The sequence below is a fragment of the Pseudomonas sp. MRSN 12121 genome, from assembly GCF_000931465.1.
Classification (GTDB): Bacteria; Pseudomonadota; Gammaproteobacteria; order Pseudomonadales; family Pseudomonadaceae; genus Aquipseudomonas.
Window position 1 is genome coordinate 4,302,393 of the sequence record NZ_CP010892.1, and the last position, 13,603, is coordinate 4,315,995.

9 protein-coding genes are annotated in these 13,603 nt (G+C 68.1%); 3 read left to right on the forward strand and 6 right to left on the reverse strand.

Annotated elements, in window-relative coordinates:
• Positions 1 to 100: 100 nt before the first annotated feature.
• The 6 genes from TO66_RS19435 to TO66_RS19460 form a co-directional block, all read right to left on the reverse strand.
• Positions 101 to 2,212 carry a PAS domain-containing hybrid sensor histidine kinase/response regulator gene (locus TO66_RS19435; protein ID WP_044463794.1) on the reverse strand — a complete coding sequence of 704 codons (2,112 nt, stop codon included), beginning with the start codon at positions 2,210 to 2,212 and terminating at the stop codon, positions 101 to 103.
• 230 nt (positions 2,213 to 2,442) lie between these two features.
• A complete protein-coding gene (locus TO66_RS19440; protein WP_044463795.1) occupies positions 2,443 to 5,520 on the reverse strand; it encodes an error-prone DNA polymerase in 3,078 nt (1,025 codons plus the stop codon).
• Positions 5,517 to 6,932, reverse strand: coding sequence for a DNA polymerase Y family protein (locus TO66_RS19445; RefSeq protein WP_044463796.1), 1,416 nt, complete (start codon positions 6,930 to 6,932; stop codon positions 5,517 to 5,519). The genes TO66_RS19440 and TO66_RS19445 overlap by 4 nt, the downstream gene beginning before the upstream one ends.
• Positions 6,933 to 6,939: 7 nt before the next feature.
• The gene (gene imuA / locus TO66_RS19450) at positions 6,940 to 7,557 is read right to left on the reverse strand and encodes a translesion DNA synthesis-associated protein ImuA (protein WP_044463797.1); all 618 of its coding nucleotides are present in this window, start codon (positions 7,555 to 7,557) and stop codon (positions 6,940 to 6,942) included.
• Positions 7,557 to 8,174, reverse strand: coding sequence for a transcriptional repressor LexA (lexA, locus tag TO66_RS19455; protein ID WP_044463798.1), 618 nt, complete (start codon positions 8,172 to 8,174; stop codon positions 7,557 to 7,559). The genes imuA and lexA overlap by 1 nt, the downstream gene beginning before the upstream one ends.
• A 38-nt stretch (positions 8,175 to 8,212) precedes the next feature.
• Positions 8,213 to 9,130 carry a LysR family transcriptional regulator gene (locus tag TO66_RS19460; RefSeq protein ID WP_044463799.1) on the reverse strand — a complete coding sequence of 306 codons (918 nt, stop codon included), beginning with the start codon at positions 9,128 to 9,130 and terminating at the stop codon, positions 8,213 to 8,215.
• 104 nt (positions 9,131 to 9,234) lie between these two features.
• Between TO66_RS19460 and TO66_RS19465 the strand changes: the two genes are divergently transcribed.
• From TO66_RS19465 to TO66_RS19475, 3 genes are all read left to right on the forward strand, one after another.
• Positions 9,235 to 10,977: an amidohydrolase gene (locus TO66_RS19465; protein WP_044463800.1), complete on the forward strand. Its 1,743-nt coding sequence runs from the start codon at positions 9,235 to 9,237 to the stop codon at positions 10,975 to 10,977.
• A 106-nt stretch (positions 10,978 to 11,083) separates the two neighbouring features.
• The gene (locus TO66_RS19470) at positions 11,084 to 11,821 is read left to right on the forward strand and encodes a TorF family putative porin (protein WP_044463801.1); all 738 of its coding nucleotides are present in this window, start codon (positions 11,084 to 11,086) and stop codon (positions 11,819 to 11,821) included.
• Positions 11,822 to 11,945: 124 nt separating this feature from the next.
• Positions 11,946 to 13,598 (forward strand): phosphoethanolamine transferase, encoded by a 1,653-nt coding sequence (locus TO66_RS19475; RefSeq protein WP_156162127.1) that lies wholly within the window; start codon positions 11,946 to 11,948, stop codon positions 13,596 to 13,598.
• Positions 13,599 to 13,603 lie beyond the last annotated feature (5 nt).

Here is a 13,603-nt window from a genome sequence, read left to right on the forward strand (position 1 = left end):
GCGAGTGGTGGCGGGAGCGCCGCGAGCGACCTGCAGGGTGCACGGGCCTGCCCTTTTGAGCAACAGCGCGGCCCGGGCGTTCAATCCGCGGCCGTTCGCCTCACGTCGCCAGCACCGAGCTGACCATGCTCGTCAGGGCCTCCGCGCTGTAGGGCTTGCTCAGCAGGTGGGTATCCGGGCTGAGCTGGTGATTGGTGGAAATGATGTCGCGGGTATGCCCCGAGGTGAACAGCACGGCCACGGCCGGCGACTGGGTCTTGGCCCAGAGCGCCAGGTCGGTGCTCTTGATCAGGCCGGGCATCACCACGTCCGTGAAGATCAGCTCGACATGGGCGCCGTCCAGCAGCAGCTGCATGGCCGCGTCGCCATTGGCCGCGACCAGCACCTTGTAGCCGGCATGCTCCAGCAGCCCGACGGCGGCCTCGCGCACATCTTCGTTGTCTTCCACCACCAGGATCGTCTCCTGGCCGCGGCAATGCCGTTGGCCGCCCACCGGCAGCGCTCGCGCTTGCGCCTCGGTGCTGCGGGCAAAGTACATGCGCACCGTGGTGCCCTGCCCCGGCGTGCTGAGCATCTCGATATGGCCGCCGCTCTGCTTGACGAAACCGAACACCATGCTCAGGCCCAGGCCGGTGCCCTGGCCGTCGGGCTTGGTGGTGAAGAACGGCTCGAACGCCTGCTCGAGCACCTCCGGCTGCATGCCGTCGCCGGTATCGGCGACCGACAGGCACAGGTAATCGCCGGCGCTGATGCCCTTGCCGGCACAGAAATCCTGGTCGAGCACCACATTTTCGCCGCGGATGCCGATGATGCCTTCGCCCTTCATCGCGTCCCGGGCGTTGATCGCCAGGTTGAGCAAGGCGTTTTCCAGCTGGCTGCGATCGACCTTGATGCACCAGGGCTGTTCCGGCAGTTGCACCTCGATCCCGATGTTTTCGCCCAGGGCCCGTTGCAGCAGCTCGCTCAGGCTGTCGGGAATCCGCCCGGGGTTGTAGACCTCGGGCGACAGCGGCTGGCGCCGGGCGAACGCCAGCAGTTGCGCGGACAGCTTGGCGCCGCGCTCGACCGCGGCCAGGGCCACGCCGACCCGGCGCTGCACATTGGCATTGTCCGGCTCGTGGCGCGCCAGCAGGTGCAGGTTGCCGGCGATCACCTGCAACAGGTTGTTGAAGTCATGGGCCACGCCGCCGGTCATGCCGCCAATGGCTTCGAGCTTCTGCGACTGGCGCAGCTGCTCCTCGGCCGAGACCCGCGCGTCGACCTCCTCGGCCACCCGTTGTTCGAGATTGCGGGTCAATTGCAGCAGCGATTCTTCGGCCATCTTGCGTTCGTGGATATCGATCAGCACCCCCGGAAACCGCAAGGCCCGGCCGCTGGCGTCGAACTCGCAGCGGCCGCTGCCCAGGACCCACAGGTAGCTGCCGTCCGGGCGGCGGATGCGGTATTCGGCGTTGTAGGGCACGCCCTTCTGCACGCTGTAGTCGGCCTGTTCCTTGGTCCGCGCCAGGTCGTCGGGGTGCACCCGGCTGTCGGCGACTTCGATCGACAGGTCGTCCAGCGGCTGGTCCGCCGGGTAGGAGAAGGTCCGGGCGAAACGCTCGTCGCCCGACAGCCGGTTGGCCTGGATGTCCCAGACGAAGGAGCCGAGCAATGCCCCGGCGTTGAGCGCCAGTTGCACCCGTTCGTTTTCCGCGCGGTAGGCGCGCTCCGCTTCCTCGCGGCGGCGCTCGGACAGCACGTGGGCGGTGGTCTCGACCACGATCGCCATGACCCCGGCCGGCGCCTGGTCGTCCCCGGCCACCGGGCTGTAGTAGAGGTCCATCCAGACGTTTTCCGGCTGGCCGTTACGCAGCAGCACCAGCTCCTTGTTGCGGTACGACAGGGTGCCGCCCGCCAGGCAGGTGTCCAGCACGTGGCGATTGAAATCCGCCACCTCCGGCCAGCCCTGCTCCACCTGGCAGCCGAGCAGATAGGGATGCCGCCCGCCGGCGAACTCCGCATAGGCATCGTTGTAGATCATGTAGCCCGCCCGGCCCCAGAGCATGACCAGCGGCACCGGCGAGGCCAGCAGCAGTTGCACCGCGCTGCGCAAGCTCGAGGACCACTGCGCCAGCGCCCCCAGTTCGGTGACGGACCAGTCGAACGCGCAGATGCGCCGGGCCATTTCGCCTTGCCAGCCCTGGCAGCCATGAGGATCGGATAAGAACGGCATCGCTTGACCCAATGAACACGGATTGAATGTCACTCCCGGCCCAAGCGCAGCGGACGGGGGCTCCAGCTTTGAGCCCAGGCCGGGCGGATGGTTTCACGACTCTGGCGATTGTAGGACAGATTACCGGGATACCTGACCCCACCCGGCATAATTCCAGGCCGTGCCCCAGCCTTGATAACCTCCAGCGCTGAAACGTTCCGGGCCTTATCGCCAATGGCGCCAGCACGCGCTCAACGGAAGTCGCGACTGCGCACGGTGATGCCGCTCAGCAGTTCGCTGAGGTCGCTCAAGCGGCCGGCGATCAGGTGGCGCACCTCGCCTTCGGTCTCCAGGGTGCCGTCGACCTTGAGCAGCTGCGCCCCGACCAGGACCCGCCGCTGACGCTCGGCCAGGTCGCGCCAGACCACCACGTTGACGTTGCCGAACTCGTCTTCCAGGGTGACGAAGGTCACGCCGCTGGCCGTGCCCGGGCGCTGCCGCCCGGTGACCAGCCCGGCGATGCTGACCGGCCGGCCGTGCTCGACCTCCAGCAACTCGCGGGAACTGCGACAGCGCCGCGCCTTGAGCTCGCCCCGCAGCAAGGCCAGCGGATGCGGGCCGAGGGTGGTGCCGACGCTCAGGTAATCGGCCTGCAAGTCTTCGCCCACCGTCGGCCGGGGCAAGACCACCGGCGTTTCCTCCTGGCGCGGCAGGCCGGCGAACAGGCCGAGCTGTTGCTGCACCCCGGCCACTTCCCAGCGTGCCCGGTGCCGGTGCCCGGCCAGCCCGCGCAGGGCACCGGCGTCGGCCAGCAGTTCCTGGGCGCGGCTGTCGAGGCGGGCGCGTTGCCCCAGGTCGGCGATGTCGACAAAGGGGCCGCTCCCCCGCGCCGCCTCGATACGCTGCGCGTCGTCCTGGCGAAAGCCCTTGATCATCCGCAGCCCCAGGCGCAACGCCGGTTGTGCCCCCGTCGTGGGTTCCAGGCTGCAATCCCAGGCGCTGGCGCGCACATCCACCGGGCGAATCTGCAAATGGTGCCGGCGCGCGTCCTGGAGAATCTGGTCGGGGCTGTAGAAGCCCATGGGCCAGCTGTTGATCAGCGCGCAGGCGAAGGCCGCCGGCTCGTGGCACTTGAGCCAGCAGCTGGCGTAGGTCAGCAAGGCGAAACTGGCGGCATGGGACTCGGGAAACCCGTAATTGCCGAAGCCCTTGATCTGCTCGAAGATCTGCGCGGCGAAGGCTTCGGTGTACTTCCCGTCCTTGAGCATGCCTTCGCGCAGCCTTTCACGATGCGGCTCCAGCCCGCCATGGCGCTTCCACGCGGCCATGGCGCGCCGCAGCTGGTCCGCCTCGCCGGGCGTGTAGCCGGCGGCGACAATGGCGATCTGCATCACCTGCTCCTGGAACAGCGGCACGCCCAGGGTCCGCTCCAGCACCACCTTGAGCTCCTCCGAGGGGTAGCTCACCTGCTCCTCGTCGTTACGCCGGCGCAAGTACGGATGCACCATGCCGCCCTGGATCGGCCCCGGGCGGACGATGGCCACCTCGATCACCAGGTCGTAGAAGTTCTTCGGCTTGAGCCGCGGCAGCATCGACATCTGCGCCCGCGACTCGATCTGGAACACGCCGATGGTGTCGGCGCGGCCGATCATCTCGTAGGTGTCGCGGTCATCCGCCGGAATAGTCGCCAGGGTCCACTGCTTGTCCCGATAGGCGTGCACCAGGTCGAAGCAGCGGCGAATCGCGCTGAGCATGCCCAGCGCCAGCACATCCACCTTGAGCAGCCCGACCGCGTCCAGGTCGTCCTTGTCCCACTGGATGATGGTGCGCTCGGCCATGGCCGCGTTTTCCACCGGCACCAGGGTGTCCAGCGGTTGCTCGGAAATCACGAAGCCACCGGGGTGCTGGGACAGGTGCCGGGGAAAACCGATCAGTTGCCCGGTCAGGCCCAGGACCCGGCGCAGCACCGGGCTGTCCGGGTCGAAGCCGGCTTCCAGCAGGCGCTCGACGGACGGCGGCGTGTCGCTCCAGTGGCCGCAGCAGTCGGCCAGGGCGTTGACCTGGTCCGGCGGCAGGCCCAGGGCCTTGGCCACGTCACGCACCGCGCCGGCGCCGTGGTAGGTGCTGACCACCGCGGTCAGCGCCGCGCGGTGGCGCCCGTAACGCCGGAACACGTACTGCAGCACTTCCTCGCGGCGTTCGTGCTCGAAGTCCACGTCGATGTCCGGCGGCTCGTTGCGCTCGCGGGACAGAAAACGCTCGAACAGCAGGGTCGAACGGTCCGGGTCGATCTCGGTGATGCCCAGGGCGAAACACACCACCGAGTTGGCCGCCGAGCCCCGGCCCTGGCAGAGGATGTGCTGCTCGCGGGCAAACCGCACGATGTCGTGCACCGTGAGGAAATAGCTCTCGTAACCCAGCTCGGCGATCAGCGCCAGTTCAGCGTCGATCTGCTGTCGCACCTGGGGCCTGGCGCCCCCGGGCCAGCGGTTGCGGATGCCCTGCTCGGTCAGCTCGCGCAGCCAGCGGGTAGGCGTCTGGCCCGACGGCACCAGCTCGCGGGGGTACTGGTAGTGCAACTGCCCGAGGTCGAAATGGCAGCAGCGGGCAATCTTCAGCGACTCCTCCAGCAGGGCCGGCGGATAGAGCCCCTGCAACGCATCGAGGCTGCGCAGGTGGCGCTCGCCATTGGGATACAGGCGCTGGCCGGCCTCGGCCACCGGCAGGTGATGGCGGATCGCGGTCATGGTGTCCTGCAGGGCCCGGCGGCCGCGCACGTGCATATGCACATCGCCGCTGGCCACCGCGGCGATGCCCAGCTCGCGGGCCAGGGCCAGCCATGCCTCCAGGCGCCGCCGATCGTCCTGCCCGCAGTGCAGTTCCACCGCCAGCCACAAGCGCTCGCCGAACACCTGTTGCAGCCAGCGCCCGGCTGCATGCTCGCCGGGGGCCTGGGGCAGCCAGAGCGCCAGCAGCCCCGGCAAGGGTTCGGCGAAGTCTTCGCGCAAGACCCGGTACTGGCCCTTCTGCGCCCGGCGCCGGGCACGGGTGATCAGCCGGCACAGGCCCTGGTAACCCTCCAGGTTCTGCGCCAGCAGCACCAGCTTCGGCCCGGCGTCGATCTGTATTTCGCTGCCGACGATCAGCTTGAGCTGCGTGTCCTGCGCCGCCTGCCAGGCACGCACGATGCCGGCCAGGGTGCATTCGTCGGTGATGGCCAGCGCGTCGTAGCCCTGGGCCTTCGCCCGCTCGAACAGCTCGCGGGCACTGGAGGCCCCGCGCTGGAAACTGAAGTTCGACAGGCAGTGCAGCTCGGCATAGCCGCTCATGCGAACCAGCCCTGCAACAGCAGCGGCCCCGCCTCGCCCACCGGCCGATAGGCCCAGCCCTGCTGGCCCGTGCGGGTTTCGACCAGGTAGTAGTCGCGCCGCACGTCGCCCCCGTCCCACCAGCCGGACTCGATGCGTTCCGGCCCCATGAGGATGCGCGCCGCGCCCGCGGGCAGCGCCTGCGGCTCACGCAACAACCAGCCCGGGCGCCGGGGGCCGGGCAACTGCGGAGCGGCCTGCTGGTCGGTGAGCGGCTGCCAACTGCACTCGGGGCGATGGTCGGCGTGCGAGCCCAGGCCCTGCACCGCCTCGTCCCCCAGGCGGGCGCGCAGGCGTTCGCGCAACTGCTCCCAGGGCAGGGATTGCTGCGGGCGCTCGTCGAACAGCTCGCGGTGCTGCGGCACGAAGCGCGGCAGGTCGTCGGCCACCAGGCGCACCCCGCGCACCGGGGCCGGCACCTGGACCTGTTCCAGGCGCCCGCGGGCCAGCTCGAACAGCATCGCCGGCTCGCGTTCGGCGCTGAGCAGGCCGACCTTGATCAGGGTGTCGGGCCGTTCGACGTGTTCCAGATGCAGGTCGAAGCGCTGCACGCCGCTGTCCCGCCCGCAGAGAAACGCCGCCAGGTCGCCGCTCAGGCGGCGCAGGGGAAACAGCAGGGCCTGGTGCGACAGCACGTCGAAATTCAGCTCGATGCGCACGTCGAAACGGTCCGGCGGCTGGTAGAACGCCAACGCCAGGGAGCGCTCGCCGAGCAGGGTATCCAGGTGCCGCAGCAGGCCGGCGTCGAAACGCCGGGCCAGGGTGTCCCGGGGCAGCGCGCGAAGCTGGCCGAAGGTGCGCAAGCCCATGCGCGACAAGGCCGTGGCGGTGCCGGGCGCCAGGCCCAGGCGCTCGACCGGCATGGGCTGCAGGGCCTGACGCAATGACTCCTGGCCCTGCACCGCCAGCCCGTCGTGGGCGTTGGCCAGCACCCGGGCCGCCGCCGGGTTCGGCGCGGCGACGATGCGATGGCGAAAGCCCAGCTCGTCCAGTTCCCGGCGCAAACGCGCCTCCAGCTGCGGCCAGGGGCCGAACAGGCCCAGGCTCGACTCGATCTCGAACACCAGGGCGCGGGGGTAGAACAGGCTGACCTGGGAACTGAAGCGGTAGGCCCAGGCGGCCAGGAATTGCTGCCAGCGCTCGATATCGCCGGCGTCGTACTCGGCGCTGGCGAAGGCCTTGGTCAGGGCCTGGGCCGCGGTCAACGACTGCCCGGGGCGCAGGCCCAGCTCGCGGGCCGCGGCATTCACCGCCTGGATCACCCGGCGCTGCGGCGTACCGCTTAGCAGCGCCAGCGGCTCATCCGGCGCGGGGCGCTGGCGCAGCGCCGCGTCCAGCGCCAGTTGCGGGAACAGGATACAGACCCAGCGCATGGCAACCTCAATGCCCCGTCGTGAAGGCGATGGGCGCCGCATGGGCCAGGCCGCCGCGGCACTTGAGCACCCGCCACTGCGCAGGCCGGGCCTCCACGGCGATACGCAGGGCCGCCGGCGACGGGTTGAGGGCGTGCTGCAGGGAGCGGTAGGCGAATGCCAGGGTCTGGCCGGTCTCGGCCGCCACCTGCAAACGCCGCAAGGCGCGATCGTCGGCCTGCTGCGGCCAGCACAGCACGGCGCCGCAGCTGCCCGAACGCAGGCATTGTTCGGCGGCCCACAGGGCATCCCGCTCGCCGGCCTGGATCACTGCCAGCTGGCGCAGGTCGACCCCGGCGTTCTGCCAGGCCTGGGGGTACGGCACATGGGGCGGCGCCACCAGCACGATGCGTTCGCCGGCCGCCGACAGCCGGGCCAGGGTCGGCCACAGCAGTTGCAGCTCGCCGACGCCCTGGCCGGCCACCAGGATTTCCGTCAGCGCCGCCTCGGGCCAGCCGCCGCCGGGCAAGGCCGCGTCCAGTGCGGCGTGGCCGGTGGGTTGCGGGCTGCTGGCGGGCGCCGTGGGCCGGCCCTTCCATACGCGACCGGCATTGAACAGCGTTTCCAGTGCAACGACGGCGCCCATCAGCCTTGCCTCACCAGGCCGCAGAACACCCCTTCGATGGCCAGGTCCTGGTCTTCCCCGACCAGGATCGGCGCATAGGCCGGGTTGCGCGGCAGCAGGCGCACACCGTCGGCCAGGCGCTGGAAACGCTTGATGGTGACCTCGCCGTCCAGCCGCGCCACCACGATCTGGCCGTTGCGCGCCTCGCTGTCGCGGCGCACCGCCACCAGGTCGCCGTCGAGGATGCCGTCCTCGATCATCGAGTCGCCCCGCACCCGCAGCAGGTAATCGGGGGTCCGGGAAAACAGCGCCGGGTCGAGCAGCAAGCGATCGTGCACCTCGGCGTCGGCCCCGATCGGCGCACCCGCCGCTACCCGGCCGAGCACCGGGATCTCCAGCAGTTCGGGGCGTGCAGGCTGGTTGAGCAGGCGGATGCCCCGCGCCTGATTCGGGTTGACCTCGATGAAACCGGCCTCGGCCAGGGCCACCACGTGCTTGCGCGCCACGCTGCGCGAGGCGAAACCGAAGGCCTGGCTGATTTCGGCGAGGCTCGGGGGCTGACCGTGTTCGGCGATGCGTTCGCGAATGAAGGTCAGGATGGCGGTACGACGGGGAGATAGAGTGCTCATGGAGTACATTTGTACTCTTTTCAGATTTTTCTGACAATAACCGCCAGTCAGCCGAGGTCGCGGCTCGCCAGGAAATCCGCGATGTAGTCGATGAAGGCCTGCACCTTGGCGGTGGCGCGCCGGTGGCTGGGGTAGACCGCGAGGATGTGCGGGCCAAAGCTGTCCGGGTCGATCTCGTAGTCCGCCATCAGCCGCACCAGGCGCCCGTCGGCCAGGTAGGGCGCGGCGCTCCACAGCGGCGTGTGCAACAGCCCGCGCCCGGCCAGGGCGTTGGCCAGCAGCAGGTCGTAATTGTCGCTGCGCAGGCGCGGCGCCTGGGGCTGCGGCAGGCTCAGGCGCTGGCCGTCCCGCTCGACCCACCAGAACTCGCGGCTGAGCAAGGGGTGGCGATAGAACAGCCATTCATGCCGGTCGAGGGTCTGCGGGGTCACCGGCACGCCGTTGCGCGCCAGGTAGGCCGGGCTGGCGCACAATGCCAGCCGGTTGCGCCCCACCACCCGGGCGATCAGCCCCGGCAGGTCGTCGTGGCCTTCGCGCAGGGCCAGGTCATAGCCGCTTTCCAGCAGGTTGACGAACTCGTCGCACAAATCAACCTGCAGGTTGATCTGCGGGTACTGCTCGAGAAAACCACTGCACACCCGGTCGAGAAAGGCCTGGCCGTAGGCCAGCGGCGCGGTGATTTTCAGGTTGCCGCGCAGGCCGTGCTGCAACTGCTCGATTTCCTCGCCGGCCTCGTCCAGTCGTTGCAACACCTGGCGCGCGGTGTCCAGGTAGAGGCGCCCCACTTCCGTCAGCAGGATCCGCCGGGTGCTGCGCTCGAACAGCCGCGCGCCGAGTTCGGTTTCCAGGTGATTGACCGCCTTGGTCAGCGCCGAGGGGGTCTTGCCCAACTGCTCGGCGGCACGGCTGAAACTGCCCAACTGCGCGGTGGCCACGAACATCTTCAATGCGCTCAGCTTGTCCATATCTTTTCCATCCAGGCAAAAAGGTTTTTCGCCAGCGAGGCGTTCTGCTGGCCCTGGCGAGCCACTAATCTGGCTATCAAACGCCAATAACAAGGAAATACTCAATGAAAAGATTCATCCCGAATCTGCTGGTCCTTGCCATGAGTTTTGCCTCGATGGAAGCCATGGCCGCCACCGACCTGGTGCTGCTCAACGGCAAGGTGTTCACCGCCGATCGCAGCCAGCCCAAGGCCCAGGCCCTGGCGGTGGAAAACGGCAAGGTGCGGCAGGTCGGCAGCGACGCGCAGATCAAGGCGTTGATCGAAAGCGGCACGAGGGTCATCGACCTGGGCGGCAAGACCCTGCTGCCCGGCCTGATCGACAGTCATTCCCACGCGATCTTCGGCGGCCTGGAAATGACCTCGGCCAATATGCAGGACCAGGTGGTCGACCTCGCCGAACTGGAGCGCAAACTGCGCGCCTGGCGCGACGACGGCACGGCCAGGCATGGCGACGTGCTGAGCGTGGCCGGCATGAGCTCGGCCTACTGGGCCCGGGCCGAGGCCCTGGGCCAGCGCTTCAACGCCGGTGAGTGGGCCAGCGTGCCCGTGGTGTTCACCGGCAGCGATCACCACACCGCCTGGGCCAACAACGCCATGCTCGAACGCGCCGGCATCGACGCCGCCCTGCTCGAGCGCCTGCCGGAAGCCGAGCGCGGCACCATCGGCCGCCTCGCCGACGGGCGCCCCAACGGTTTCCTGGTGGATGCCGGCTGGGACCGGGTCGCGGCGAAGATGCCGGTGCTCAGCCCCGCTACCCTGCTGCGCGCCGCGCAATCGGCGGTGCGCTACAACAACAGCCTGGGCATCACCGCCTGGATGGACCCGGCCGCCAACGCCGCCCCCGGCGAGGCGGTGTTCGCCCTCAAGCCCACGGCCAAGACCGTCGGCGTGCTGCCGGCCTACAAGGCCCTGGCCGAGAGCGGCGGCCTGAGCGCGCATGTCGCCGCGCTGCTGGTGGCCAACCCGAAAAGCCTCCCCGCCGACCTCGACGTCCTGGAGCAGGTGCGCCAGCAGTTCCAGGGCATCCCCAACCTGACCCTGCCGGGCATCAAGATCTTCGCCGACGGGGTGATCGAGTACCCGGCCCAGAGCGCGGCGATGCTCGATCCCTACAGCAACTCGCACAAACAGGGCGAGCTGCTGATCGATCCTCAACACTTCGGCGAGTTGGTCAGCGCCATCGACCGGCGCGGCTGGCTGGTGCACATCCACGCCATCGGCGACCGCGCGGTGCGCGAATCCCTCAATGGCATCGCCCAGGCGCGCAAGGACCGCCAGAGCGGCATCGCCCACTCCATCACCCACCTGCAGATGGTCAACCCCAAGGAGTTCGCGCGCTTCAAGCCGCTGGACGTCATCGCCTCGATGCAACTGCTGTGGGCCAGCGCCGACGACTACACCACCGACATGATCAAGCCCTACGTCAGTGCCCTGGCCTTCCGCTACCAGTACCCGGCGCACTCCCTGCTCAAGCAGGGCGCGACCCTCGCCGGGGCCAGCGACTGGCCGGTGTCCTCGCCCAACCCGTGGAACGCCATCGCCCAGGCCATTACCCGCAAGGGGCCGCTGGGGGTGCTCAACGCCGACGAGCGCCTGGACCGCGAAACCATGTTCTACGCCTACACCCTCAACGCCGCCCGCGCCATCGGCCTGGAACAGCAGATCGGCTCGCTGAGCGCCGGCAAGCAGGCGGACTTCATCGTGGTCGACCGCGATGTGTTCAGCGTCGACGAGAAAGCCCTGCATGAAACCCAGGTCTTGCAGACCTGGTTCGCCGGCCGCGAGGTCTACAGCCGCCCTCTCTGACCCGTACCGCTACCCCCGCCGCCCCATGGCTCGCCCGGCATGGGGTACGGCGCAGCCTTGCCTGTCATCCGCCCAGAACAATCAAAACAACAACGGGATGCCCACCATGAAAGCCTTCACCCTGCTCGCCCTCGGATCCTTGAGCCTGCTGCCCCTGGGCAGCCAGGCCGTGCCCCTGAACGACGACTTCGCCCTGGAAATGGAACTGGCCCTGGTCAGCGACTACCGCACCCGCGGCATTTCCCAGACCCAGAACGACCCGGCCGTACAGGCCGCCATGACCCTGGTGCACAGCAGTGGCCTGTACCTGGGGGCCTGGAGCTCCAACGTCGACTTCGGCGGTGGCCTGAAAACCCGCCAGGAACTCGACTACTACGCCGGCTGGCTGTGGCACGCCAGCGAGGCGATCAGCCTCGACCTGGGCTACCTCAAGTACAGCTACCCCCGGGAAAGCCAGTTCAACCAGAGCGAGGTGTACGGGATTTTCACCGCCTATGGCGTGCAACTGGGGGCCTACTACTCCAACGATGCGCCGGGCATCGACAGTGAACAGAGCACCCTGTACCGCTACCTCGGCTACGAGACCGAACTGCCCCTGGGCCTGGGGCTGCGGCTGCGCTACGGCGAAATGGACTTCAAGGACCCGCGCCTGGTCTCGGCCTCGGGCCAGGGCGAGGACCGCTACCACGAATGGGAAGCCAGGCTGACCCGCGAGGTGGCCGGGGTGCTGCTGGGCCTGAGCTACATCGACACCGACCTGTCGAAAAGCCAGTGCACCAGCAACTACGGGTTCGACGACCTGTGCGGCGCGACCTGGGTGGCCAGTGCCCGCAAGGCCTTCTGAGGCGCCCGCGTTCCCCCCCTGTAGGCGTTCATGACATTTTTTTTACCAACGCGCCTCTACAGTCAGCAGGGCACTGCTGCTATTTTTCCATCACCCCTCATGAAAGGAACCCACCGAAATGGCCTTGGGCAAAGGACTGCGACTGACGTCAATCACCTCGACCCGCCTGGTGCTGCTGTTTTCCCTGGCGCTGGTGCTGCTCTACAACTTCGCCACCTGGAAGGCGCTGGACAGCCTGGTCACCCTGCAAGGCCTGCATAAAGGGGCATTCTTCGCCTCCTTCGGGTTGTTCCTGTGGGCCGCCATCGCCCTGCTGCTGACCCTGGTGTCCTTTCGCTGGACCCTGAAGCCGGTGCTGACCCTGGTCGCCCTGGTCTCGGCCGCCGCCGCGTATTTCATGAACGAGTACGGCATCACCATCGACACGGTGATGGTGCAGAACGTGTTCGAGACCAACCCGGACGAAGCCGCCGCGCTGTTCAACCTCAAGCTGCTGGGCTACTTGCTGGTGCTCGGCGCGTTGCCGGTGGCGCTGGTCTGGCGCACCCCGGTGCGCTACCGGCCGTTCTTTCGCGGCCTGTTGAACAAGCTGCTGGTGAGCGCCGCCTGCGTGCTGGTGATCCTGGTCTCGGTCGGCGCCTTCTACTCCACCTATGCGCCGATCTTTCGCCAGGAAGACAAGCTGACCCACTTCATCAACCCGACCAACTACATCTACGCCATCGCCAAGTACGGCAAGCAGCGCCTGGGGATCAAGCAGCATGTGGTCGTCCAGCCGATCGGCCAGGACGCGGTGATGAGCGCCCAGGCCAGCGGCCGGGAGAAAAAGTCGCTGATGATCCTGGTGGTCGGCGAAACCGCCCGCGCCGACCATTTCTCCCTCAACGGCTACGCCCGGGACACCAACCCGGAACTGGCGAAGCTGGACATCATCAACTTCACCCAGGTGCATTCCTGCGGCACGTCGACGGCGGTCTCGGTGCCGTGCATGTTCTCGATGTTTCCCCGCGAGGACTACAGCGACAAGAAGGGCAAGACCTACGAGGGCCTGCTGGATGTGCTGCAACGGGCCGGCGTACAGGTGCTGTGGCTGGACAACAACAGCGACTGCAAGGGCACCTGCCTGCGGGTGCCGAACCGCGACATTCCCAAGACCCAGCCCAGCCCCTTCTGCGACGGCAAGAACTGCCTGGACGAGGCCCTGCTGGTGGACTTGCAGCAGTACATCGACAGCCTCGCGGGCAACGCGATCATCGTCCTGCATGCCGACGGCAGCCATGGCCCGGAATACTACGAGCGCTACCCCAAGAGCCTGGAGCGCTTCACCCCGATCTGCCATACCAACCAGCTGGGCAGTTGCAGCAGCGAGGAACTGGTGAACGTCTACGACAACACCATTCTCTACACCGACCATTTCCTGGCCCGGGTGGTCGAGCTGCTCAAGCGCAACCAGCAGCGCTACGACACCTCGATGCTGTACGTCTCCGACCATGGCGAGTCCCTGGGCGAAAACGGCCTGTACCTGCACGCCGCGCCCTACGCCCTGGCGCCCCAGGCGCAAACCCACGTGCCGATGGTGATGTGGTTCGGCGACAAGACCCTGGGCGACCTGGGTATCCAGCGCGACTGCCTGCAAGGCAAGAGCGACCAGCCGGACCTGAGCCACGACAACCTGTTCCACTCGCTGCTCGGGCTGTTCGAGGTGCGGACCGAGCTGTACCAGCCGCAACTGGACATCTTCCACTCCTGCCGGCCACAGATGACCGCGGCGCACTAGCGCCG